Below are 25,882 nucleotides of genomic sequence, written 5' to 3'. Positions count from 1 at the left end.
TTTGGTATGGAATTTGCTTTATTTGCAGTGAATTTTCAAGCTTACAAAGTAAAGAAATTCTCTAAGAATATTAAATACTTTTGGGAGGACATAATCATGAAATCAAGGCTAAAACTGCTTACTGCCATTGCGCTTTTCCTGGGTGGATGCTCCACCGGTTCGATGGTATCGAGCGGGTATGTCGACGACATTTATTACTCGCCTGGCGATAACCCGCCCCCCGTTGTGGCACAGACCAGTGTTTCGCAACAAAAAGAAACCACGCCTCAGCGGCAACAAGTGGTTTCCAACATCAAGGAATCGGCCAGCGGCAAAACCGTTGACAATTATGTGCTGAAGGATGGTAGTTCACGTTCGTATGGAAATACTGATGCGTACTACTACAACGACCAGCCCGATTATTCCGACACTACTTATTATTACGATGAGGATTCGTTAAAATACGTCATCAATAATTATTACGAACCCAGTGACAACATGAGCTACAGCTCACGGATCCGTCGCTTCCATGATCCCTATTTTTACGACCCATACTGGGATTCATACATGTGGGACCCGTATTACTACGGACCTTCGTGGAGCATCAGCTGGGGCTTCGGATGGAGTAACCCGTGGTACAATCCATGGTATTATGGTGGTTGGGGGTATCCATACTCCTACTACAGCTGGGGTGGCTATTACAGCCCCTGGTATTATGGAGGATGGGGATACCCATATCACTCTTACTATGGTGGCTGGGGCGGTTACCCATACTACGGTTGGGGCGGATATTACGGCGGCGACTATCATGTAGACCGTTATCACGGAAGACGCAATTATACCGGCCGCCGTGGAGGTTCCAATGCCATTAATTACGGAGGAAGTAGCATCAATAGTGGACAGGCCTTAGGCCGCTCCATTCCGGTTGGTTCTTCCAGATCATCTTCTTCGGGTGCTGTAAAAGATGCTTCTTCATCTACCTCATCCGGAAGAAGAACAATTGGTGGCGCCGGTGCTACCGGAACCCGTTTGCAGGGAACCCGTCCGGGCACGTCACCTGATAAGTCGGGTACCATTAACCGTGGCACTACGACTACTACCCGTACCGCTACTTCAACCCGTCAATCCGGAACATATTCCGGTACACCGGGAAGGAATAGTCAGGTACAGACCAGTCTCCGTCGGGGAACTTCTTCATCAGTTCGCTCAAACTCAGGAACGGTCATGAGCCGGCCAAGAGTTCAGACTCAAACAACAACCCGGAGTCGTTCTGCCGTTCAAACAACAACGACTACCAGGAGATATACGCCAAGTTATTCGAAACCGAGAATGAATACGCGGGCTACGTATAACAGGTCTACCACTCGTCAGTATACACGGCCGAGCAGTTCGTCAACAAAATCGAGCTACAGTCGTTACAGCAAGCCGAGCAGTACCTCCGGAACACGTAGTTCAGCCGTTCGTTCCAGCAGCTCATATCGCCGTGGTTCGAGCAGTTCATCCAACAACTATCGTTCCGGTAGTTCAAGCCGAACTTACCGCTCATCCGGTAGCAGTTACCGTTCTTCGGGCAGTTCGAGCAGCGGAAGATCATACAGCTCACCTTCGTCAAGCGGAGGAAGCCGTAGTTCTGGTGGAAGTAGCGGTGGAAGCTATTCCGGTAGAAGAAGGTAAGTTGTGGCGAGTCCCGACAGAAAGAATGATGAAGAACTTTAATTCCTTTTGACAATGAAAAAGATAATCATGACCATCAGTGCGCTATTGGCACTGACACTATATGCTTCAGCTCAATATGTTGACCAGGCGCTTATGCTGTCTCAACAGAGCTACGGAGTCACAGCCCGGGCGAAAGCAATGGGTAGCGCGTTTGGCGCGCTGGGAGGTGATTTTTCATCTCTCAGCATTAACCCGGCCGGGATAGCCGTTTACCGCAGCTCGGAAATGACATTCACTCCCGATGTCTTCCGGTTCGATAAAACGGAAGCAACCAACCAAGGGTATATGGCTGATGATTCAAAATATAATTTCAGCATTGCGAACGCAGGTTACGTGGGGACTTATCGTCCCGGCGACACCGAAAGCGGGCTCGTATCGGTTAACTTCGGACTTGGATTTAACCGGCTGCGTAACTTCCATCAGAATTCGCTGTCAGAGGCTATGAATTCGCCTTATTCGCGGATGGATGCTTTCGCCCAAAATACGAATGGTATCAACTACAACGACCTAGTGACGACCGACAGTTACGATCCTTATTACAACGGAATTCCGTGGGAAAGTAAAATGGCCTGGGAAAACTACCTAATTGATGTGGCCAATCCGGGTAACGGAGACGATCTGTACAATTCGATTCTGTACCAGGGCGAAACCGTTAATCAGCATTACGCTATTCAGCGCGAAGGTTATATTAATGAGTATGTACTGGCACTGGGAGCCAACTTCAGTGATAAATTCTACATCGGAGCAACAGTCGGAATCGACGACTTGTATTACCTCGAAACATCAACCTACGGTGAAGACGGAGGCTCCAACGGTTTCGGTAATTTCGATTACTACAATTACCTGAGAACAACCGGCCTTGGATTCAACGTTAAAGTGGGTATGATTTTCCGGCCAATTCCCCAGTTACGATTGGGAGCGGCAGTACACACCCCAACTTTCTTCAATCTGAAAGAAAATTATCACTCCTGGATGTCCTCTAATCTTGACGCAAGTGTGGGTGCCGGAGCTGGCAGTCACCGCGAAGAAACGCCCCATGGTGATTACAAATACGATTTGGAGACCCCCTTCCGCGCTATCGGTAGCGTTGCCTACCAGTTTGGAAAGAAAGGATTGCTTTCTGTCGACTATGAATATGTGAATTACAATAACATCAAACTACGTCACGGTAGTGATGGTTATGACTTCTATTCCGAAAATCAGGATATCAACAATTACTACCAATCTATCGGTAATATCCGGGTAGGTGGTGAATACCGGGTAACACCCGCCATCAGTTTGCGCGGAGGTTACGAATATTACGGAAATCCGTATAAATCGACCGTAAGTGGTGTTTCTCAACCGAATTCCAATTATCAGCACGTGACGTATAACGGTGGACTTGGTTTCCGCTTTGGTAGCACCAGTCTCGATATTGCTTACGGCTTGACCGATTTGACCCGTTACAATTATCCGTTTCAGTTAAACGGAGTTCAGGTAGAACCGATTAAATATCACTCGATGGTACACGATGTGATGTTTACCATGGCATTCCGCTTCTAACAAAACACTATATAATGCAAAAGGAGCAATGCCTCCTTTTTACGACTTACGATTAAAAAGAAATCCCTGCCTCATCTGAGACAGGGATTTTTATTTTGTATGAAAATGCTATCTGTTCTTCGTCGAAATATCAGATAATCATACCGGCACCTACCGTGTTGTTGGTCGCCTCATCAATCAGGATAAGGCTTCCGGTGTTACGATTCCGCTTGTATGAATCGAAGAAGAGCGGCTTGGTGGTCTTGATACGAATTTTCGCAATATCGTTCAAACCAACGCTTTTATCATCGGTTATTTCTTCCAGTGTATTGATGTTCACTTTGTGAATCACCTCGGTTACCATGCAACGCGCCTCGTTGGAAGTGTGCTGAAGCATGTATTTTTTCCGAAGAGCCATCGGAGTCTCACTCAGCCAGCTGACCATCAGCTCGATTTCCTGACCTTGCTGCGGTTGATTTTTAGCATCGGAGATCATCGAACCACGACTAATATCGATATCGTCTTCCAACCGGATGGTCACACTTTGCGGCGGAAAAGCTTCCTGCTGTTCCTCGCCACCAAAATCGATGGCAGCAATTTTCGATTTCATCCCGGAAGGGAAAACCGCCACTTCCTGGCCTACTTTGAAAACACCACCCGCTACCCGTCCGGCGTAACCGCGATAATCATGGTACTTCTCGGCGTGTGGCCGAATAACATACTGTACCGGGAACCTGGGATCCGATAAATCTTCGTCGTGTTCAATTGGAATATTCTCCAATAAACCGATGAAGGTCGGTCCATTGTACCAGTCTGTATTCTTCGATTTCTCCACCACATTATCGCCTAACTTGGCACTGATGGGAAGATAATGAACGTCTTTATTTCCGAGCCGATCAGCTACTTTGCTGAAATCAGCTTTAATCTCTTCGAAACGCTCCTGGTCGAAATCAACCAGGTCCATTTTATTCACGCAGACAATGACGTGCGGAATCTGCAACAAAGCTGCAATGTACGCATGGCGACGGGTCTGCTCGATAACGCCGTTGCGGGCGTCCACCAAAATAACTGCTGCATTGGCTGTCGACGCACCGGTTACCATGTTTCGGGTATATTGTACGTGTCCGGGAGTATCGGCAATGATGAATTTCCGCTTCGGAGTCGCAAAGTAACGGTAAGCCACATCAATGGTAATTCCCTGCTCACGTTCAGCCCGCAAACCGTCAGTCAGCAATGCAAGGTTGACCTCTTCGCCTCCCTTACCAACACTGGCCCGTTCAATAGCCTCCATTTGATCCTCAAAAATGGCTTTACTGTCATATAGTAGTCGTCCGATAAGAGTACTTTTTCCGTCATCCACGCTTCCGGCGGTGGTGAAACGTAAAAGCTCCATATCGAGATATCCGCTTTCTTTTCCAGACATATTTCAGTTTTAATTAAAATGCAGAAACGGCATCCGCTTCTGCCGGGTTATCTATTTTGAGTTAAGCAGGTTCTGTTAAAAGTATCCTTCCTTCTTACGATCTTCCATCGCCGCTTCCGAGCGTTTATCGTCGGCCCGGCCTCCTCTTTCGGTTACCCGGCTAATGGCCACTTCCTGGATAATATCTTCCAACGAATCGGCGGCAGAAAGAGTCAATCCGGTACAGGTGATGTCGCCAATGGTGCGACAACGCACTTTTCGTTTTTCCACTTTTTCACCCGGTTTCAACTCCATGAAAGGAGCTTTTGCCAACCAAACACCGTCGCGCTGAAAAACTTCGCGTTCGTGGGTATAATACAGACTGGGCATTTCAATATTTTCGAGAAGAATGTATTGCCATACATCCATTTCGGTCCAGTTACTGATAGGGAATACACGGAAGTGCTCGCCTACGTTCTTTTTCCCGTTGAAAAGGTTCCAAAGCTCCGGACGTTGGTTCTTCGGGTCCCACTGTCCAAAATCATCTCGGTGAGAGAAGAAGCGTTCCTTGGCACGTGCCTTTTCTTCGTCACGGCGTCCGCCTCCCATAGCACAGTCGAATTTCTCTTCCTCAATGGCATCTAGCAGTGTTACCGTCTGCAGCATATTGCGGCTGGCATTCGGGCCTTTCTCTTCCACCGCACGCCCTGAATCGATTGAATCCTGAACATATTTAACAATCAACCGTGTGCCGGTCGATTCAGCTAACTCATCACGAAATTTGATGGTTTCATCGAAGTTGTGCCCGGTATCGATATGCATTAAAGGAAATGGTACCCTTGCCGGGAAAAAGGCTTTTCGTGCCAAATGAAACATGACGATGGAATCCTTTCCACCTGAGAAGAGCATAACGGGATTTTCGAATTGGGCAGCCACCTCACGAAGAACAAAGATTGACTCTGCTTCCAGTTCCCGTAAATGATTTATGGTATATTTTTCCATAGACGTTTGATTTTCCTGAATCTGATCCTTTACGCGGGTATGCAAAAATTATTTTCTGTTTAAAAACAAGTACCCGGTCAGGCCACAAAAATATATAATCTGCCTAAAAAACGGTCCTGTTAGGCAAACAATTAATCAACTCAATCCGTATTCACTCTTTCGGAATTGAAAAATACCGTTATTTTTGCACTCACGTATTGACAAATCCCAAACACATCGGGTATGAAAGAAAGGATAGATGACCTGAATGAAAAATTTCAGGGGGCAAATGTTGGCGAAGTACTTTCCTGGTTTCTAAAAGAATTCAAGGGAAAGATAGCTTTATCCAGCAGCCTTGGAGCAGAAGATCAGGTGTTAACCCAAATGGTTACGGGCATTGATAAAGAAGCAACTGTTTTTACACTAGATACCGGCAGGCTATTCCCTGAAACCTACGACCTAATTCACCGCACAAACACTAAATACGGTATTAAGATTAAGGTTTACTTTCCGGAAGCTGCCCGCGTGGAAGAGATGGTTGGCGAAAAAGGGATCAATCTTTTCTACGAAAGTATTGAGAACCGAAAACTATGTTGCCATATTCGGAAAATTGAACCGTTAAAGCGGGCTTTCAAAGGTCTGGACGTATGGATTTGCGGTTTACGTCGCGATCAGTCGGTTACCCGCCACGATATGAAACTGGTGGAATGGGACGAGGCTAATGGCCTGATTAAACTCAATCCGCTTATCGACTGGACCGAACAAGACGTGTGGGATTATATCAATGAAAACAAAGTTCCGTATAATCCGTTGCATGACAAAGGCTATCCGAGTATAGGCTGCCAACCCTGTACCCGGGCTATTATGGAAGGAGAAGATGTGCGTGCCGGACGCTGGTGGTGGGAAAATCCCGACACCAAAGAGTGCGGCCTTCATAAACGCTAAAAAATATTTGAATTGGGAAAGGGATTGGGTCCCTTGTTAATGGAAAAAGAAAAAAGCGTCCGGAATCCGGACGCTTTTTTTTATGCTTGTAATCTCAATAAACCTATTTATCAATCGTATTTGTGCTTGGGATCGTCACTCAACTGGAAGCCTTTGTTGTATTGCTCCATTGCCTGCAAGCTCATACCCATCGATGAGAAACCTCCGTCGTTGAACAGGTTTTGCATGGTGACCTTCTTCGTCAAATCGGAGAACATTACCAGACAGTAATCGGCACACTCATCAGCTGTTGCGTTACCCAGTGGCGACATCCGCTCGGAGAAGTCGAGCAAGCGGTCGAAACCTTTCACTCCGCTTCCGGCTGTTGTCGGCGTAGGCGACTGTGAAATGGTGTTTACCCTCACATTTTTCTCACGTCCGTAGATGTAACCGAAGCTACGGGCAATCGATTCAAGCAGCGATTTGGCATCAGCCATGTCGTTGTAACCATAGAACGTCCGCTGAGCTGCGACGTACGACAGCGCGATTACTGAACCCCATTCGTTGATGGCGTCGAGTTTCTTTGCTGTCTGCATCACTTTGTGAAAAGAGAGTGCCGAAACATCCAACGTCTTGTTCAGGAAACCATAATCCAGGTCACTGTAATGTTTTCCTTTACGGATGTTGGGTGACATTCCGATGGAATGCAAGATAAAGTCAAGCTTTCCACCCAAAACTTCCATCGACCGGACAATCAGCTTTTCCAGATCCTCAACATTCGTTGCATCAGCAGGAATCACTTCCGTGTTGCATTTTTCAGCCAACTTCTGCGTTTCTCCCATCCGGAGTGCAACCGGTACGTTGGTCAATGTAAAGGTAGCTCCTTCTTCGTATGCTCTTTCGGCCACTTTCCAGGCAATTGAATTGCTGTCCAAAGCGCCGAAAATAATACCCCGCTTACCTTTCAATAAATTATAAGCCATAATCTTAGATATTTAAAACTTGATCTCTTTTCCAAAGGCGGCAAAAATAAAAAAGTTATGATAAACCTTTTTCACCAGATTATTAAATAACACCTTTCCAACCCATAATGGTCAAAAAAGTTCACGATAAAGCAAAAAAAAGCTCCGTTACCGGAGCAGTTCCTGCGCATTTTGTAAGGCCGCATCGGAGATATTCTCTCCGCTCAACATCTTCGCTAACTCTTCTACCCGCTCCTTTTCCGATAGAAGCTTTAGGTGGGTAACCGTCTCGTGTTCGGTATCCTGTTTGTACACCCAAAAATGGTAATCGCCTTTGGCTGCTACCTGTGGAAGGTGAGTAATGTTGATGACCTGCATGCCTCCGGACATCTCTTTTAAAATACCGCCCATTTTGCCGGCAATTTCGCCCGAAATTCCGGAATCAATTTCATCAAATATGATGGTAGGCAAAGCCTTCGATTTTGAAATCAGCGACTTCAGCGAAAGCATTAAACGGGACATCTCACCACCCGAGGCCACTTTCGAAATCTCGCAGAGTTCTGCATTCTTATTAGCCGAAAACATGAAACTAACCTCGTCGATTCCGGTTGCCGAAGGTGTACCGTTTGAAGCGAGCTCAACCCTGAAACGCGAATTGGGCATCCCCAGCTGCAATAAAAGATTATTCACCCGCTCTTCGATGGCCGGCAAAACTTCTTTCCGCTGCTCTGATAATTGCTCAGCCAGCTTTTTCACTTCAGCTTCAGCCGCGTCTCGTTGCTTTTCGAGCTTCTCAATTTCCAGGTCATACGAATCAATATCCGAAAGCTTTGCATCCAACGACTCTCTGATTTCAATCAACTCAGCCACCGTTTCCACCCTATGCTTCTGTTGCAATGTATAGATTGAATCAAGGCGCTCATTCAAAAACTCGATACGTCCCGGATCATACTCTACACTTTCAGCAGCACGTTCGGCCTCATCCGCGATATCTTTCAATTCGAGGTAAGCACTTTCCAACCGTTGGTGCAGGTCCTCACCTTCCGGGAAGAATTTAGACACCTTGCTTAACAGACTCATGCCATCCTTGCTACCGCGAACAACCGACGGTCCTTCGCCATTCAGCAATTCGAAAAGTTGTGTCAGGTTACCTTTTATCTCTTCCGCATGGTTGAGTGTTTCCAGTTCCTTTTCCATCTCTTCCTGCTCACCATCAACCAGAGCAGCGCTTTCGAGCTGTTCGAACTGAAAACGGAAGTAATCCAAATCGGCTTTCGACTGTTCGGCTTTTTCCACCAACGCATTTAGCTCCTGTACCGTTTTCCGGTAAACGCGGAATTTCTCCCGGTAGGATACCAGTAAATCATTGTGACCGGCATACAAATCGACTACCGTGAGTTGAAAATGCTGGTTATTGAGTTCGAGATTCTGGTGCTGCGAATGAATGTCTACCAGGCGCAATCCCAAATCACGCATGGCTTTCAGATTCACCGGTGTGTCATTTACAAACGCTCTCGATTTCCCTGAAGGACTTATTTCCCGACGGAAAATTGCCTGGTCTTCATAATCGAGATCGTACTGCTCAAACAACTCTTTCAATCCATAGGCCTTTACGTTGAAAACGCCTTCTACGACACATTTCTTCTCGCTGTCTTTCAATGCTGTGGTATCGGCCCTTTGTCCCAAAATCAGGGATAAAGCTCCCAGGAGAATCGACTTTCCGGCTCCGGTTTCCCCTGTAATAATGGTAAAACCAGGATGGAATTCCACGTCGAGTTCCCGAATCAATGCATAATTACGAATCTTAAGCCGTTTTAACATAGTATTCTTTGTTAGTGGCGTTTAAATCCCATTTGATTTTTGAATCTTTTCGTATTTCCCCGAGTTCGATGGATCGCACTCCGAGAGCACCGTCATCACCCTGCGCTTTTCATCGGGAGTTCCTTTCTCAAAAATATTCACCAACTCATCCGACTTGGCGTCGAAGAAAATGCGGTTGATATAAGTATCCGGTTTCGTTCGGTAGATACGTTGCATATCGGTCAAGGCATCGGCAATTTCGGCGCGACCTGCATCAGGCTTGTCGGCCATTACGTCTAGTCCCTTCCGGTAATACCGGTACATCAAATCATGAAAAGCGGAATATGAACGATTCAGCAAATTCTCAGTCAACCAGTACCGGTTATAATCACTCTCGTATGCTTTCCAACCTTTCTCACGCGCATTCTGACAACGATTCACAATGTCCTGCGCTTTCTGAAAATACGGTGCTCCGCCTTGCGGTGAAAAGGTGTCGTAATCGAAGCCAATAATAATGTAGGCATAATAGGCCAGAATATTTGTCAATGCATCGGTATTGGAAGTTTCATCAAATTGAAGTGGTTGAAATTCGACATACCGAACGTGAAAATCGTTATCCTTAATATTGAGCACTGTTGATTCGTACGATGAATTGAAAACCGGCCGCCTGGATTGTATTTGGATGGTTCCCTTGAACTCGTCAGCAGCCACCTGTTGGGTTATCTGGATAAAGACGTTGCATTCAATCCGTTCGTCCTGCGAGAAGACGTTATCCGTCCATTTACGGTTATTCATGAACTCGTAAATATCCTTCTGCATCGACTGAAATATCTGCCGATTGGTTCCTTCAATCCGCGAACTGGACACACTTACATTACACCGCAGCTCCTGTCCAAATGCGGTTACCGAAAAGAAAACCAATAAAATAACGAGGATTGTTCTCTGCATACCGTTCTCTGTTTGTCTGCCTAAATTTAGCAAAAAGGAACAGAAGGTCTACTTCCTTTCCATCATATCGATCATCACATTCACGATATCAGCGGCCACTTCGGTTTTAGGCTTCAGTTCAAAACGATGTTGTTTTCCGTTGCGTTCGATGATGGTAATCTGGTTCGTGTCGTACTGAAAACCGGCGCCCTTATCCTGAAGCGAATTCAGTACAATGAAATCCAAATTCTTCTTCTCCAGTTTCCGTTGAGCATTTGTCTCTTCATCGTGCGTTTCCAATGCAAACCCAACCAGCAACTGTCCTTCCTTTTTTATTTTACCTAAACTGGCGGCGATATCAGGATTGGGCTTCAGATCAATGGTGTAATTACCTTCTCCCCTTTTCACCTTCTGCTCTTCCTTTTTTACAGGGGCATAATCGGCTACCGCAGCCGACATCACCGCACCATCGCACGAAGGAAATGCCTCCACAGCTGCGTGATACATCTCTTCAGCTGATGTCACGTCAATTTTTCGAATATTGGGATGGGAAATACTCAACGCCGTTGGGCCGGAAACTAAAATCACTTCCGCCCCACTTTCGGCTAACGAAGTGGCAATGGCATATCCCATTTTACCGGAGGAATAATTCCCGATAAAACGGACCGGATCGATTTTTTCGTGTGTAGGACCTGCTGTAACGAGGAAGGTTTTATTCAGCAGTTTTTTTTTTTGTTGAAGAAGGCGATAACCTTTTCAACGATGACTTCCGGCTCTTCCATCCGGCCTTTACCAACCAAACCACTGGCCAGTTCTCCGGAACCCGGATCGATAATCAGATTACCGTACGACTTGAGAATCTCGATACTCTGCTGATTCGACGGATGCTTAAACATGTCCAGATCCATCGCCGGAGCAACCATAACCGGGCACTTAGCCGACATATAGGTAGTAACCAGCAATGTGTCGGCTATTCCATGGGCCATCTTTCCCATTGTTGACGCAGTTGCCGGAGCCACCAACATCAAATCGGCCCAGATTCCCATATCGACATGACTGTGCCAGGTTCCGTCTTCACTGGAAAAAAATTCACTTACCACCGGCTTATTGCTGAGGGCAGAAAGAGTCAACGGAGTAATAAACTCCTTCGCCGAAGGGGTCATTACGACCTGCACTTCGGCTCCTTCTTTCACCAGCCCCCTTAAAAGATAAGCAGCCTTGTAGGCTGCTATACTTCCGGTTACGCCAAGTATAATTTTCTTTCCCTGGAGTTTCATGTATTCGTTGGTTGTTACCGCAAAACCAAACACTCATTGAGTGCCGGCCAATATTATTTCCGGTCTCTGGCCGGATTGCGGAAATAAATCTGATCGTCTTTCATCTCTTCGTAAGCAATGAGAGTCGGCTTCGGCAGACGCTCGTAGAAACGAGAGATCTCAATCTGCTCACGGTTCTCGAAAACCTCTTCCAGGTTATCGGTATACGAAGCAAATTCCTGCAATTTTTGATTCAGCTCCTCTTTCAACTCAGCGTTAATCTGATTGGCACGCTTGGCCAGGACCATGATTGACTCATAGATGTTTCCTGTACCTCTTTCCAGTTCCTGCAAATCGCGCGGAACAGTTGTGGTAGGGGCTTTGGTCTTCTTGTAATCCATATTATTTATTACTATCGATTTTTAAATCTTCATCCGTAATATTCAACATCTTCTTCGTATTGTTGAAGAATTTGTCGGCTTCCTTCCGATGATCACTGTTTGGGTAATCATCTATAAAGGTATAATATTCATCAAGTGCCGCATTCAAGCGGTTCTCTTTTTTCTCCGGAATACTGTTTTCTGCCAGCAGGTATTTCGATTTCAGCAACAGGAACATCAACTCTTCGCGATACTCCGAATCAGGAAAATCCTTCAAACTATTCGACAACGAAACAACAGCTGCCCGGTAGTCACCCAAATCGTAATACAAACGACCACTCAAATATGATTTGTAAACCAGTTTCTCGCGAAGTTCATCAATCAATTTAGTGGCTTGTTTTACATTGTCCCCATTCGGATAGAGGTTAATGTATAGCTGCAATGCATCGATTCCCTTTTTGGTGATCTCCTGATCGAGCCTCGGGTTCGGTGAATTCTTGTAATAACAATAACCAATTAAATACTGTGCTTCCTCAGAGTAATCGCTTCGGGGAAATTCTTTCAGCAGTTGCCTGAAATAATGCCCTGCAAGCAAATAATCTTTCTGTCCGAGGTAACTCTTGGCCAAATAGTAATAAACCTGATCCGCCCGGCTTGTTCCCCTGTAAATATTTACCAGCTCCTGGTAAAGGGTTGTAGCCCGGTTGAAGTCATTATTATCGTAATACTCCTTGGCCTTTTTGTATTTAAATTCGTAATCGGTACTTTTAAGAACTTTCTGATAGTCACTACACGAAGCAGCAACAGTTGCCAATAAGGCGAACAAGAAAATAAACTTCAGTTTGCGAATCATTTTGCAAAGATAATTTTTTTCAACAAATCAAAACATCAAATTCTCAGAATTAAAAGGTGGTAGCTACCAACCTTCCCCCTAAAACTTTCACCTGTTTTACAACCTAATTTTAATTAGATTGAAAACGGGGAACAAAGGTTGCAAAAAGTCCTGAAAAGTTGATGCTTGCAGCAGGAAATTCAGACATGAAAAATGTCGCTCTAACGCTCTTTTTACTTCATGTTCAGCTGGTAGGGGGTGTTTGGTATAAAATCAAAAAAGTTTACTTTTGCATTGTTTTAATCAAAACCGCATGAATCGTGGATATTTTTGAGAAAATAAAGACAAACAAAGGAAATATTGGCCAGTACAAGAAAGAAGCTCATGGCTATTTTTCTTTTCCGAAACTCGAAGGAGAGATAAGTCCGAGAATGAAATTTCGCGGAAAAGAGGTACTTACCTGGAGTCTTAACAACTACATTGGCTTGGCTAACCATCCGGAAGTGCGTAAGGCTGACGCTGAAGCTGCAGCTCAATATGGTATGGCGTACCCAATGGGTGCCCGTATGATGTCCGGACAAACCAGTAAGCACGAAGAGCTCGAGAAAGAGCTGGCAGATTTCGTTGGTAAACCCGATGCGTTTCTTTTGAACTATGGTTACCAGGGAATGGTTTCCATTATCGATGCCATTGTCGGAAGAAATGACGTTGTTGTTTACGATGCAGAGTCGCATGCCTGTATTCTTGACGGAGTTCGTCTCCACATGGGTAAACGCTTTGTTTACCTGCACAACGATATGGACAGTCTGCGTAAGCAGCTCGAACACGCCACCAGCTTAGCTCAGAAAACCGGTGGAGGTATTCTCGTTATCACCGAAGGTGTTTTCGGAATGTCTGGTGACATGGGCCGTATCGACGATATCGTTGCGCTGAAGAAAGAATTCAACTTCCGTCTGCTGGTTGACGATGCTCACGGTTTTGGAACCATGGGTAAAACCGGTGCCGGAACAGGTGAAGAACAGGGAGTTCAGGATGACATTGACTTGTATTTCGGAACCTTTGCCAAATCGATGGCCGGAATTGGTGCATTTGTTGCCTGTCCGGAAGAGGTTTGTGATTACCTGCGCTACAATATGCGTTCGCAGACTTTTGCCAAGTCGCTGCCGATGCCGATGGTAATTGGTGCACTGAAGCGTCTCGAACTGCTGCGTACACAGCCGGAGCTTCGCGAAAAGTTGTGGACCATTGTTAATGCACTGCAGAATGGATTGAAGGCTGAAAACTTCGATCTGGGTGTGACCAACTCTCCGGTAACCCCGGTTTACCTGTCGGGAAGTGTTGCCGAAGGTACCAATGTAGTGATGGACCTGCGTGAAAATTACAATATTTTCTGCTCCATCGTTGTGTATCCGGTTATCCCGAAAGGTCAGCTGCTGTTGCGTTTGATTCCGACCGCCAGCCATACACTCGAAGATGTTGAATACACCATCAAGGCATTCTCGGAAGTACGGAAAAAACTGGAAGCCGGAAAATACTCAACTACCAAAATGGCTCAGATATCGTAACCGATATAAAAAGCATTCAAAAAGAAAAGCCTTCCGTTTTGGAAGGCTTTTTTTATTTGTCAAAATCAGTGTTCAGCAAAAATCAGCTATTCTTTTCCGAAAGGTAACGCTCAGCATCGATTGCGGCTTTACATCCCGAACCAGCAGCGGTAACTGCCTGCCGATAGGTACTGTCCATTACGTCGCCACAGGCAAATACACCTTCAGCATCAGTTCTGGAACTGTTACCAATGGTATGAATGTATCCGACATCGTCGGTTTTCAAGTAATCTTTGAAAATATCAGAGTTCGGTTTGTGACCAATCGCCAGGAAGAATCCATCGATTTTAATCTTAACCTCTTCTTCATGGGCTTCGCCCTTATTTTTCCATAACGTAGCTCCTTCAACTACCCCATCGCCGAACAGAGCCTTGGTCTGATGTTTCCAGAGAACCACTATATTCTTGGTATTGAATACACGCTCCTGCATCACTTTCGAAGCACGCAACTCGTCACGGCGAACAATCATATAAACTGTTTTACACAGTCCGGCCAGGTACAATGCTTCCTCGGCAGCAGTATCACCACCACCAACAACAGCCACGTCTTTACCACGATAGAAGAATCCATCACAGGTGGCACAGGCTGAAACGCCCGAACCAGCGTATTTCTTCTCGTCCTCCAAACCAAGATACTTGGCTTCTGCACCTGTGGCAATAATTACCGTATCGGCTTCGATTACCTTCTTGTTATCGATGGTAATGCGGTGAGGAGGACCATCTAATTCAGCTTTTGTTGCCAGTCCCCAGCGAACATCCGTTCCAAAACGCTTGGCTTGTGCTTTCAGGTCTTCCATCATTACCGGGCCGGTAATACCTTCCGGGTAACCGGGAAAGTTCTCCACTTCGGTTGTTGTCGTCAGCTGTCCGCCTGGCTGCAATCCTTCGTACATTACCGGACTCAGATTGGCACGTGCTGCATATATCGCTGCAGTGTATCCTGCAGGTCCTGATCCAATGATCAGACATTTTACTTTTTCAACTTCTCCTGTGGGTTCGGTCTTTTCCGACTGATTGTCCCCAAGATTCATGGATTTAAACATCTCTATAATTTTTTCGTTTTTAATTCTTTTTATTTGGTCACAAAGTTACGCATCAAAGCGTTTTCTTCCGAAAAATATCAATTGATTCTTATTATCTGAACATAAACAAAAACTATGAAGAGATGCTTGTTGCCAATTCGAAATTCAGGATTTTTGAAAACCAATGCAATAAGCGTAAACACTCGGACAGCGGGAATCTTTTTGAGTTGAAAATTTTGTAAAATTGAAAAAGCAACCTACATTTGCATCCGCATAAGCAAATCGGGGTGTAGCTCAGCTTGGTTAGAGTACTCGTCTGGGGGGCGAGGGGTCGCAAGTTCAAATCTTGTCACCCCGACAGATTAAAAATCAAAGAGTTGTGAATTTAATTCACAACTCTTTTTTTATGTCTACTGTCGTTTTCCTGCCGCATTCGTCAAAAATACTTGCAAAAAAATTGCATATGGCCTATTACAACTCCCTGCCATCACAACCCCGACTAAGTGGTGGCAGGGAACAATTTAATAGTTGAATATTTGGTTAAGAAGATGAGATGATTGATGAGTTACTACATTCAGTCGATTTATCAATCTACTAGTTCGAGCGGACCAGGGTGAACCAATCCGTTGGGCTGGACGACTCCGATACGGAACTTTCACTGCAAAATCCCAATCCTCTGGGGCACCCATGGAACAGATGATGAGAAAGAGAAACTGGACAATATCATCAAGGCTGTTAACGAGCGATTTTATGCAGGCTGGGAAGAGGCACCGGAAGAAGCAAGGGTGAAATTCAGTTTGCCTGCTTATCATACCGTATGACTCTTACTCTAAAGGGTCACATCTTCATTCAACCTAATATCCCGTGAAGAAGCTCCAACTTTGATGTTGAAGACTCCCGGCTCTAGTTTCCAATGTTTCGTGGATTCATCCCAGAATTTAAACGCATCAGGTTTGAGGGTGAGCTCTACCTTTTTTGTTTCTCCCGGAGCCAGAGAAATCCGTTTGAAACCTTTCAGTTCTTTCAGGGGACGTTCTACCGAACACTTTTTGTCAGTTACATATACCTGGGCAATTTCATCCCCGGCCCTTTTCCCGGTGTTCTTCACATCAAAGGAAACAACTACATTATCACCTTTTTTGTTGACGTTTAGGCTGTCATAGGCATATGTTGTATAGGACAAGCCATATCCAAACGGAAACCTGACATCCAGCCCTTTCTTGTCATACCAGCGGTAGCCAACAAAAATTCCTTCGCTGTAAGTATCATCATAAGTATAAAACCTTGCTGTGTCCTTATCATTGGTAAACACATTGGCCAGTCTTTCGGGAAGTATTTCATCATCAGGAACTCTTTTTAGTTTTTCTGAGGTGATCTGGTCATACCCTGCAGCAGGTGAATCTGCAAATCTTTTTTCAAAGGTATAAGGAAGTTTTCCTGAAGGGTTCGCTTTTCCCGTCAGTATATCCATTAATGCGGATGAACCTGTTTGTCCGCCATAGAATGCCTGAATGATCGCTGCCGGCTGGTCCTCCCATTCCATCTGAACCGGTCCTCCCGTTTGCAAGCATACAATCGCATTTTTATTTAGCGAAACAGCTTTAGTTATCAAGTCATTGTCTGGAAGCACAAACGGACGATCCCTGCCTTCACTCTCTGCATCTTTTCCTTTTTCCGGAAATCCACAAAACAGTATGATTTTTGAGGCAGACCGAAGGTCCTTTGTCGACGGGTCTTCCACATAGTTGACATTGTCTTCTCCAAACGTTTCCTTTACCATTTCCAGGTAGGTTTTGTTGTCATATCCGTGGACATGGGCGGAACCACCTCCGGCTAGTTCTTTCCGCATAGCATTGTTTCCAGCTACAAGGATTTTTCCTTTTACCGTCGTCGGGTCGATTGGAAGAATTCCCTTGTTTTTCAAAAGTACAATCCCTTCCAGATTGGTTTGATAGGCAATTTTCGCTCTTTCGTCCCAATTGTTAATCAACGAGCTGTCTCTGTAATTCTTATCGTAGAACCCGGCATAAATGCATGTTCTCAATATCTCTTTCGCCATTTGGTCAATCCGTTTTGACCCGAAGATTTTTGACGAATCCCTTTGCATGGCCAATCCGGTTGGCATTTCCAGGTCGACGCCACTTTGAATGAATTTCTCACCGTTCCAGACTGAGTTCCAGTCTGTCATCACCAGTCCTTTGAAACCAAATTGATCTTTCAGGATATCGGTCACCAAATGTTTGTTCTGCGCAGCCCACTCACCGTTGACAAGGTTATACGATGTCATCACCGCCTTAGCACCGGCATCGACCCCTTGTTTAAACGGCTGAAGATATATTTCATGCAGAGCTCTGTCAGAAATGATGGAATTGCTGAGCCGCCGTCTGAAATCTGTTTCGTTACCGGCAAAATGTTTCAATGTTGCAGCAGTTCCGATTGATTGCAGTCCCCGAACATAAGAAGCGATGATCTGTCCGGCCAGGTATGGATCTTCTCCTACGTATTCAAAGTTCCTGCCACATAGCGAATTGCGCATGATATTCATCCCCGGTCCCAACAAAAAATGAATGCCACTGGCACGGCACTCCTCCCCAATCGCTCTGGAATATTGGTAAGCCATCGTTGTGTCCCAGGTTGCCGCCAACAACTGAGGACAGGGAAAAGCGGTTGTTTTATCGTAGTAATAATTTTTGTTTTTCCTGATGCCGGCGCTGGCATCGGTAAAATGTACAGCAGGAATGCCAAGTCTTTTAATCGGAAATGTCCCCATCACATCCCCACCTACCAGTTTAAACCGTTCTGCAGGCGTCATTAATTTGACCAATTCCTCTGCTTGTTTTCCAGCTTGTTCAAAGGTTGCTGGTTTCTGCAACAGTTCCTTTGCTTTTTCTGTGGGGGTTTGGTTGCAGCTTGAGAACAAGGCTGCGATGAATAATAGAAAAACGAAATTTTTCATCTTTTTTTAAATTTTTTAATTTCTGAATGTTCAAAATCCCGAGCCACCGATCGGGACAGGAACTCACAAGAATTCTAATCATCCTCGGATGTCTGTTTTGGAATGAAGAAAATCCATGTTCGTTTCATTTTGATATATGATAAGCGCTTGAACTAAAAATTCAATGTAAAAATCCCTGTCGAGGATTATAAATGTAGAAAATATTTATTGTTCCTGTCCGGGGTGTCTATTGTTTTTTCCGGGATTTACGTTAGATGCGGGTTTTATAGCGTATTTGCTTAATGAGGTGGCTGATTCCCATGATGACTGTAAAGCTGTTAAAAGTACCAGCATACTATCGGCCAAAGCACAGGCTTCTCCCAGACCCCGATTGTCTATCCTCGGATAAGCCAACGTCACCTCTTCTTCACAACTTTGTAATAAAATAATTGTTTGCTAAGAAAACCTTTAAAGTTGGTACTTCTCTCGGAGAAAATAAGGAAACAAAGGAGGGACTACTAAAAATAAAGAAGGATGTTGCAAATGATATATGAATCGAGAATCTTGAACGCGACCGGATTTTCGCCTATCCGGTAATTTAGTAACAAAAATAGAGGTTGTAATTTCACCAACATGAAAGGAAGAGAGACGATTATTTGGGTAGGATTGGTGTCCTTTTGGTTATTCTTTATTCTTGAAATTACCTTAGATATTTGGTTCGGTTCAAAATTTCCGGATTACGACTGGAAATCAGAATCGATGTCGTACCTCGGGGAAAGCGGAAGCCCAATTGAGTATTGGGTATCTTTATGGGGCATATTCTTCTTCGTTCTGGTTTCCTTATTCGTCATCGCTTTTTACCGGGTGTACCCTTCAAACAAGTGGGTGAAGCTGGCCGCCTTTTCGTTGTTGCTTTACGGACTGGGAGAAGGAATCGGTTCGGGTTTGTTCCCCATTAATCCTCCCAATACCTCCATTACCGTGGATGGAAGATGGCATAACATTTTTAGCGGAATCGGAGACACGGGAATGGTTCTTCTCCCCTTTTGGCTGATGCTGATGTTTCCGCGGAAGGAAAATCGAAAATTACATGCTTTCCTGTGGACAGTGGTTGGAATCGGCCTGGTGATGACATCGTTCTTTTTAGTTGCCAAATACTATCAACCCGACAATTTCATTCTGCATGATAAAGGAGTATGGCAACGGATTTACACCTTGAATTACTATATGATGCTGCTTGTTTTAAGCTTCAAAATGCTTCGTGATAAAGACAAAAGATCATAAAAAAGGGGAAACAAGATGTACTCATTCCCCCTTTACCGATATCCGGAGAATACTAATCAATCATTTTATTTCTGCCACCAGGCTTTGTAAGTGGTTGTTTCCTTGCCACCCATTTTCTGTATTTCGTCGTTGTAGTTGGTGGTGTTGATGGTGCTTTCGGTGGTCGGATAGAGGAACCGCGTAGCAATATTTCCACCGTTCATGTTGGCATTGCCGCCGGTCTGCAAAGCCGGATAACCGGTGCGCTGATATTCAATCCATCCTTCGAAGCCATTGTTGATATTGACCAGCCATTTCTGGATAATGATTTGCTTCATGGAAGCAGCGCTGGAAGAGCTATCGAACTTCACTCCGTCGTGCATCAGATAGTTGGAAGCAGCGGTCGCATCCAGACCTATTTCCGCGTAAGCGCCCATCACACCTTTGTTGTAAAAGGTAGCAGCGTTGCCCGGGATATAGCCTTTCAGGGCTGCTTCGGCCAGGATGAACTCCTGTTCCGCATACGTCATGACCCGAGCTTCGGTGAGGTAGCCGTTGGAACCGCTTTTAAAGCTGCCATTGAAGTTGGAAGCGGCAGCAGCTTGCGTGCTGGTCGCATCAACGACAATGGGCATTCCTCCGTAGTTGTCGAAACTGAATGTTCCGGCGGAAGAGGCATTCGCGGTTGCCGCAAAATAGTCACTTACTCTTGCCGTGTCACCGGTTGCTTTAAACGTATCGTAGAGAAGGCTATTCATGTACTTCACGTTGAAATCGCCCGAACGTTCGGTCAGACTGACAAAGTTGTAAGGAATGGACGTAGGCAGTTCGAGTGCCGCACTCTGCGTCGCATCATCCATCAACATGCCGTCGTTAACGATGGCTGTCATTTCTGCGGACACATCCTTTTGAGAAGAGATCCGCAGCAGGTAACGCAACCTCAGAGCATTGATGAACTTCCGCCAGGAGGCTACATTAGAATTGAACAGCAAATCGCCACTAACATTACCGTTCGCGTTTGACTTCAGCAAATCGTCTGCTTTCTTCAGACTGGGAAGGATTCCTTCATCCGGATCGGTATACACCTTTTCCTGCGAATCATATTTCGGCGTATAAGTTCCGGAAGCTCCCTGCAGAGCATCCGAAAACGGAATATCACCCCACAGCTCCGTTAATTGGGCAAAAGCGTACGAGCGCAAGGTAAGCGCTACGGCCTGCAACATCGGGTTGCTCTGTGTTTTTCCGAGGTCGTACAACGTATTGGCGTCACGGGCTGCCTCATACATGGCCGTCCAGTACGGCTCGTTGGTGACCGGCGAATAACGTGTTCCCTGGTTGTAGTACGACTGGCTGAAAGTCATATACTGGCCATAACCGTTGCCCAGCGTCCATGCCATGCTGGAGTTGTGGTAAAATTCCGAAACAATGGTATTGGACAACATGGTCGTGGCATCCGGTTTTTCCAGGCTGTTGGGATTGACATTTGCATCCGTCAGTTCTTTGGAACAGGAACTGAAAAGCAAACTGGCTATGATGGGAACGATAAGAACAAATCTATTCTTTTTCATTTTCTTCTTATTAATCGGTTACATTAGAATTTAAGACCCAGTGAGAATCCAAGACTTTTCGTCGACGGAATACTCAGGAACTCTGTTCCAGGCAGAATTTGCTGACCGCGCAGGGCAAGCGTTTCCGGGTCGACATCCTTGTTCTGGGTGAATTCCAAAACATTTCTGGCTACAAACGAGAGGTTCAGATTGGAAGCCGCAGTAGACTTCGTGTGGAAGATATTTCTAAAGGTGTAGCCCAGACGGAATTGCCTTAACTTAAGGAAAGAAGCGTTGTACATGAAAGCTTCGTTGTTGGTGGCGTTATAATACGCATTGTAATAAGTCGCAGCATCCACCCGCACTGTATTGGGAACATAGTTGCCGTTGCCGTCATCCATCACTCCTTTTCCGACAATTCCGGTTTCGCGGCCCGGCAAGGTTTCAACCGACATACCGCCGGCCATCACGCCCAATTCGGTATACGAATAGAATTTGCCGCCCTGGTGCCAGTCCCACAGGAAGTTCAGGTTGAAGTTTTTCCAGGAGAGGTCGTTCGACCAGGTAAGGACAAAATCGGGATTGTAGTTGCCCAATAACGTGTTTTGGCTTGTCGTGAACTGAGGCACGCCGTTTTTGTACACGATGTTCCCTTTATCGTCCCTGACGAATGAATTTCCGTACATGTTACCCAACCGCTCTCCTACTTTGGCAATGTACTGAATGGCGCGATAGTAGCGGTCGTACTGCGTTACCTGGGCATAGGTATAACTGGTGATTCCGCCCGGCAATGCGGTTACTTTGGCTACGTTGTGACTGAAGTTAAACGTCATGTCCCAGTTCAGCTTATCGACGGTGCTGGAACGGAACGGAGAAGCTGTTAATACCAGCTCGATTCCCTTGTTATTGATGGAAGCTCCGTTCACATAAGCATTGGAGTAACCCGATGAAACCGGCACCGGAAGTTTCACCACTTCGTTTTTGGTATCCGAGTTATAAACAGCCGCGTCAATTCCGATGCGGTTATTCAGGAACTTCATATCCAAACCAAATTCCGTCGTTGTGGTCGACGAAGGCTTCAGGTTCGCGTTAGCCAGCACACTGTTACCGGTTGTCAACGGATAATTGTTAAACGGAGTCTGCGTGACGTACGTATTGTTGATGGAATACGGATCGGCATCCCGTCCAACCTTGGCAGCAGATGCCCTGACTTTCAGCAACGAAATGGCTTTCGGCATTTGCACCATGCTGGAGATGACCGCGCTCAACGAAGCCGAAGGATAGAAATAAGAATTGTTTCCTTTGGGCAGCGTGCTGGAATGGTCGTTACGAGCCGTCACATTCAGAAAGAGCTGACCTTTGTAGTCGAAATCGCCAATCGCATACATACTGTAAATGAGCTTTTTTGATTTTTCCAGAAGCGTAGGCAACTGGTTCCTGGCATTCGAGAAGTTGTAAAGTCCCGGAGTAATCAGCGCGTTAGCAATATTCCGGGTATACGTAATGTTTTGCAGGAAGCGGTTACCTCCGAATGAGCCGCTGGCATTGAATATCGAACTCTGCTTTTTCTTATAGCTTAGCAGGAAGTCCGTATTATTCTCGAAATAGTTCACATCGTCGGTACGGAAACCACCGGTAGGAAAACGCACGGTGGTGAAAGCCCGGTGACCTTCGCGGCTATCCACATAAAAATCCGATCCGGTTCGTACCATCAGGTTCCAGTGCGGGTCGAAATCGTATTTCAGCGACGCATTACCCAGTACCCTGTTTTTATTGAAACTATTCACGTTATCGTAAAGGGTTACGTACGGGTTGTCGTGGTTTTTCCAGTAGCGGAACTGATTCTGCTGGTCACGGCCTACCTGCCACTGTTTTTTCAGTGAGTTGATGTCGATGTTCATCGGCATGCCGTAAACTCCGAAGAAGGTATACATCACACTTTCTGAGCCGTAGCCTATGTTCGGACGGTTGGAACTGCCGCTGTTGATGAAATTGATGTATACGTTGGACGTCAGTTTGTTTCCAAATTTATGCTGGCCACGAAGCGCAACGGTGTAGCGTTTCAGGTCAGTTCCGGGCAGAATGCCTTTGTTATACAACTGACCAAATGAGAAGCGGTAACTTCCGTTGTCCGTTGCTCCGGAGAACGCCAGGCTATTTTCGGTCGTAACGCCTGTCTGCAGGAATTTCTTAAAATGGTCCGCATGTCCGATCCACGGAGTCGGTGTTGCTGTTTTGCCACTTTGTCCCAATGCAACGAGGTCGCCGGCCTGCAAATTCGTTCCCGGCACCGGGCTGTCGAACTGCAATACATCTAGTGACGGGTCAAATTTCAGTCCCCAGTTCGGAATATTGTTTTCATTGGAAGTTCCTCCGTTGACAAACGAATAAGTGGTCGGTGAACCGGAAAGCGGATACGCGTCGATACCGGCACCGTATTGGTTCTGAAGACGGGGTAATTTCAATGGAGTCTCCAGCGTGGTGGATGAATGAAAGCTGACGCCAACCAATCCTTTTTTCGAGGCACCTGTTTTCGTCGTAATCACCACAGCACCGTTGGCTGCCCGTGAGCCATACAAGGCAGCGGCAGTAGAACCTTTCAGTACGGTTACATCACCAATGTCATAGGGATTGATTTCGGCGGCACCGTTGCCCCAGTCAACTTCGGCCCATGTTCCTTCGCTGGAGGAATTCTCGACCGCATCGTTGAAATACGTTTCATTGTTAATCGGGACACCATCGACGACAAATAAAGGCTGGTTACTTCCGGAGAACGAATTCTCGCCGCGAATCACGATCCGGGAAGTAGAACCTACTCCTGCCCCGCCGTTGGTGACATAAACACCGGCCAGCTTTCCGCTCAGATCGTTGATTAGGTTGGGAGCCGTTACCTGTGTTAACGCTTTCGGACTTAACGTCTGAACAGCATATCCGAGATTAATTTTTTCCTTCTTAATCCCGAGGGCCGTCACCACCACTTCCTGAAGCCCGGCTTTATCCTCGTTCATGGTCACATCGATATTCGTTTGGTTGGTAACCGGCACGGCTTGGGTGGTATAGCCCAGATAAGCGAAAATCAGAACAGGATTGTCTTCGGTGATGTTCAGCGTATAGTTTCCTGAAACATCGGTCACGGCCCCGTGGGTCGTTCCTTTTACCACAATACTTGCTCCGATTAACGGCTGACCTGTTTTGTCGACTACTTTCCCCGTTATCGTCTTGCCTAAGGCAAACGCTTGAGAAGACATGAACAACAATCCAAGCAGCCATAACATAAAACGTCGGCCGTTGCGAATGGATGGCTGTACCGCAAAATGATTTTTCATGAGTTAAATTTTGGATTCAATACTTAAAAGAGTTGTTTTTCAATGGTTGAGAAGCCAGGCGAAATAATCATTCCGGGCTATATCAAACAGTCACGTGATATCAATCTGTTTCTCAACTCCGAAAGTGGGGAAGCGTCATTAAGGGGACTTAAATCATCATTTAAAATAAAGTCAAACTCAAATTAAAACCGGATTAGAATGAAATTAGCATGGAATTATATTACAATAATTATTTACGTATGTAATATATTTTTAACGGTTAGCTATTAGTCGTAATACTTTTGCAATAAACGATTAGCAAAGTGAATCCGCCCCCAAAAGATATCAGAAACAAGCCTAAATGATATAGATACAAGCGTTTCATTCGTATCTCAAACAACTATCGTTTCCTGGCTGTCACTGGAAGAAGAAAACGTTAGACCACTAAATCACAAAACCTTATCATTTTTAGTTACGACACAAATAGGTGACGACTATCCAATGCCGCGTAACATCTTTGCAACAAGCTGTCAGCAAGTCGTTTTTCGGGAAAAAGTCATCCAACAAATGAAATTTGGGGAATGAAAAAAGACCAAACTCAGGGGCCTTCATTGTATAGAAGAAGCTTCCGGGTTCAGTCTTTTGGGAAGGAGAAGAATATATGATGGATTATTGGTTTTCGGGATACATGTGGGGTTTGTACATTTGATTGTCAATTATTCAGTATTACAAATTGCGACCGCTGTTACTGCTCCTGCATAACGTAACCAAAGCCAATCCGGGTCTTAATCAAACTCTGATGATGGCCGTTATCCATTTTATTTCGCAACGAATTGATGTAAACATCCACGATATTGGACCGCTGATCGAATTTCTTATTCCAGGCTTTCTCGCTCAGTTCCGAGCGACTAACCACTTTTCCCCTGTTCACAGCCAGGTATTCCAGCAAATTGTACTCTTTCGAGCTGAGTTTGATGGGCCGGCGATTCCGGAAAGCAGTCTTTGCATACCGGTTGATTTCCAGGTCCGCAATTTGGATGGTATCGACAGCAACCGGAGCTTCCATCACTCTTCTTAACAACACTCGGATTCGCGCCTTCAGTTCGCTGGTATGAAAAGGAATGGACAGATAATCATCGCAACCACATTCAAAGCCGCAAAGTTTATCCTCTATCTTTTCCGATGCCGATAAAATCAGTATCGGAACCTGGTAATTGTTCTCCCTGACGTTTCTGCAAAACTGATAACCATCTGATTCAATAGTTTTCACAGCTATCAGGACTAAATCATAGTGTCCGGACAATGCCAGCGCTTCGCCGGTTTCATCGACATAGGCAATGTCGGCTTCATATCCAAACTCGTTCAGGCTTTGTTTCAGGGATGAGGCGGTCTTCAGATTTTCTTCGATAATTAGCAGTCTCTTTGTCGACATTCTCAATGTTTTGGGGTTCATAATCAGTTCCGTCAATTACTTCAGAACAATAATAAACCCAAGCCTTTAAAATGGATTAAGAACCAGATTAAAAT

At 45.5% G+C, this 25,882-nt stretch carries 20 protein-coding genes and 1 tRNA gene; 7 read left to right on the top strand and 14 right to left on the bottom strand.

The window, feature by feature from the left end; all coding sequences use genetic code 11:
• The first annotated feature begins 96 nt into the window (after positions 1-96).
• Entirely contained in the window at positions 97-1,653 is a 1,557-nt protein-coding gene (locus tag CLV93_RS12330) for a hypothetical protein (RefSeq protein WP_146142015.1), read from the top strand.
• Positions 1,654-1,707: 54 nt separating this feature from the next.
• Positions 1,708-3,237, top strand: a complete 1,530-nt coding sequence (locus CLV93_RS12325) for an OmpP1/FadL family transporter (RefSeq protein ID WP_106542514.1) — start codon at positions 1,708-1,710, stop codon at positions 3,235-3,237.
• Positions 3,238-3,367: 130 nt separating this feature from the next.
• On the opposite strand, the gene CLV93_RS12320 is transcribed toward CLV93_RS12325, so the two are convergent.
• Together CLV93_RS12320 and cysD are read right to left on the bottom strand one after the other, a co-directional pair.
• Positions 3,368-4,639, bottom strand: coding sequence for a sulfate adenylyltransferase subunit 1 (locus CLV93_RS12320; protein WP_106542513.1), 1,272 nt, complete (start codon positions 4,637-4,639; stop codon positions 3,368-3,370).
• A gap of 75 nt (positions 4,640-4,714) precedes the next feature.
• Entirely contained in the window at positions 4,715-5,665 is a 951-nt protein-coding gene (gene cysD / locus CLV93_RS12315) for a sulfate adenylyltransferase subunit CysD (RefSeq protein WP_281351390.1), read from the bottom strand.
• Positions 5,666-5,842: 177 nt separating this feature from the next.
• Here cysD and CLV93_RS12310 point away from each other — a divergent pair, with 177 nt between their 5' ends.
• On the top strand, positions 5,843-6,544 hold the full coding sequence (locus tag CLV93_RS12310; RefSeq protein WP_106542511.1) for a phosphoadenylyl-sulfate reductase: 702 nt from the start codon (positions 5,843-5,845) through the stop codon (positions 6,542-6,544).
• Between the two features lie 110 nt (positions 6,545-6,654).
• Here CLV93_RS12310 and CLV93_RS12305 read toward each other — a convergent pair whose 3' ends face one another.
• The 7 genes from CLV93_RS12305 to CLV93_RS12280 form a co-directional block, all read right to left on the bottom strand.
• The gene (locus CLV93_RS12305) at positions 6,655-7,506 is read right to left on the bottom strand and encodes an enoyl-ACP reductase FabI (protein ID WP_106542510.1); all 852 of its coding nucleotides are present in this window, start codon (positions 7,504-7,506) and stop codon (positions 6,655-6,657) included.
• Positions 7,507-7,653: 147 nt separating this feature from the next.
• On the bottom strand, positions 7,654-9,306 hold the full coding sequence (recN, locus tag CLV93_RS12300) for a DNA repair protein RecN (RefSeq protein ID WP_106542509.1): 1,653 nt from the start codon (positions 9,304-9,306) through the stop codon (positions 7,654-7,656).
• Positions 9,307-9,327: 21 nt separating this feature from the next.
• Positions 9,328-10,233, bottom strand: coding sequence for a type IX secretion system protein PorD (gene porD / locus CLV93_RS12295; protein ID WP_106542508.1), 906 nt, complete (start codon positions 10,231-10,233; stop codon positions 9,328-9,330).
• 48 nt (positions 10,234-10,281) lie between these two features.
• Complete coding sequence (locus tag CLV93_RS20470; protein ID WP_246187291.1) at positions 10,282-10,869, bottom strand: phosphopantothenoylcysteine decarboxylase; 588 nt, start codon at positions 10,867-10,869, stop codon at positions 10,282-10,284.
• A 59-nt stretch (positions 10,870-10,928) separates the two neighbouring features.
• Positions 10,929-11,489, bottom strand: coding sequence for a flavoprotein (locus CLV93_RS20465; RefSeq protein WP_246187259.1), 561 nt, complete (start codon positions 11,487-11,489; stop codon positions 10,929-10,931).
• A gap of 53 nt (positions 11,490-11,542) precedes the next feature.
• The gene (locus CLV93_RS12285) at positions 11,543-11,869 is read right to left on the bottom strand and encodes a DNA-directed RNA polymerase subunit omega (RefSeq protein ID WP_106542507.1); all 327 of its coding nucleotides are present in this window, start codon (positions 11,867-11,869) and stop codon (positions 11,543-11,545) included.
• Position 11,870: 1 nt separating this feature from the next.
• Positions 11,871-12,701: an outer membrane protein assembly factor BamD gene (locus CLV93_RS12280; protein ID WP_246187260.1), complete on the bottom strand. Its 831-nt coding sequence runs from the start codon at positions 12,699-12,701 to the stop codon at positions 11,871-11,873.
• A gap of 299 nt (positions 12,702-13,000) precedes the next feature.
• Between CLV93_RS12280 and CLV93_RS12275 the strand changes: the two genes are divergently transcribed.
• Positions 13,001-14,245, top strand: a complete 1,245-nt coding sequence (locus tag CLV93_RS12275; RefSeq protein WP_106542506.1) for an aminotransferase class I/II-fold pyridoxal phosphate-dependent enzyme — start codon at positions 13,001-13,003, stop codon at positions 14,243-14,245.
• A gap of 82 nt (positions 14,246-14,327) precedes the next feature.
• Here the strand turns inward: CLV93_RS12275 and trxB are convergent, their stop codons facing one another.
• On the bottom strand, positions 14,328-15,326 hold the full coding sequence (trxB, locus tag CLV93_RS12270; RefSeq protein ID WP_211297826.1) for a thioredoxin-disulfide reductase: 999 nt from the start codon (positions 15,324-15,326) through the stop codon (positions 14,328-14,330).
• 262 nt (positions 15,327-15,588) lie between these two features.
• Here trxB and CLV93_RS12265 point away from each other — a divergent pair.
• Both CLV93_RS12265 and CLV93_RS12260 read left to right on the top strand, forming a co-directional pair.
• Positions 15,589-15,663 (top strand) — tRNA-Pro (locus tag CLV93_RS12265).
• 268 nt (positions 15,664-15,931) lie between these two features.
• The gene (locus CLV93_RS12260) at positions 15,932-16,126 is read left to right on the top strand and encodes a hypothetical protein (protein ID WP_106542505.1); all 195 of its coding nucleotides are present in this window, start codon (positions 15,932-15,934) and stop codon (positions 16,124-16,126) included.
• A gap of 8 nt (positions 16,127-16,134) precedes the next feature.
• Here the strand turns inward: CLV93_RS12260 and CLV93_RS12255 are convergent, their stop codons facing one another.
• Entirely contained in the window at positions 16,135-18,261 is a 2,127-nt protein-coding gene (locus CLV93_RS12255) for a beta-glucosidase (protein WP_106542504.1), read from the bottom strand.
• Positions 18,262-18,873: 612 nt separating this feature from the next.
• Between CLV93_RS12255 and CLV93_RS12250 the strand changes: the two genes are divergently transcribed.
• Positions 18,874-19,524, top strand: a complete 651-nt coding sequence (locus CLV93_RS12250; protein WP_106542503.1) for a DUF998 domain-containing protein — start codon at positions 18,874-18,876, stop codon at positions 19,522-19,524.
• A 65-nt stretch (positions 19,525-19,589) separates the two neighbouring features.
• Here the strand turns inward: CLV93_RS12250 and CLV93_RS12245 are convergent, their stop codons facing one another.
• The 3 genes from CLV93_RS12245 to CLV93_RS12235 all read right to left on the bottom strand — a co-directional run bounded on the left by CLV93_RS12245 (position 19,590) and on the right by CLV93_RS12235 (position 25,787).
• Entirely contained in the window at positions 19,590-21,071 is a 1,482-nt protein-coding gene (locus CLV93_RS12245; RefSeq protein WP_106542502.1) for a SusD/RagB family nutrient-binding outer membrane lipoprotein, read from the bottom strand.
• Positions 21,072-21,094: 23 nt separating this feature from the next.
• Entirely contained in the window at positions 21,095-24,376 is a 3,282-nt protein-coding gene (locus tag CLV93_RS12240; protein ID WP_106542501.1) for a SusC/RagA family TonB-linked outer membrane protein, read from the bottom strand.
• 724 nt (positions 24,377-25,100) lie between these two features.
• On the bottom strand, positions 25,101-25,787 hold the full coding sequence (locus CLV93_RS12235; protein ID WP_170108935.1) for a response regulator transcription factor: 687 nt from the start codon (positions 25,785-25,787) through the stop codon (positions 25,101-25,103).
• Between the last annotated feature and the right edge of the window lie 95 nt (positions 25,788-25,882).

Origin of the sequence: Prolixibacter denitrificans, assembly GCF_003014495.1 — a bacterium.
GTDB lineage: Bacteria > Bacteroidota > Bacteroidia > Bacteroidales > Prolixibacteraceae > Prolixibacter > Prolixibacter denitrificans.
Note: the sequence above shows the minus strand (reverse complement) of the source record. Positions and strands in the feature narration are given on the sequence as shown.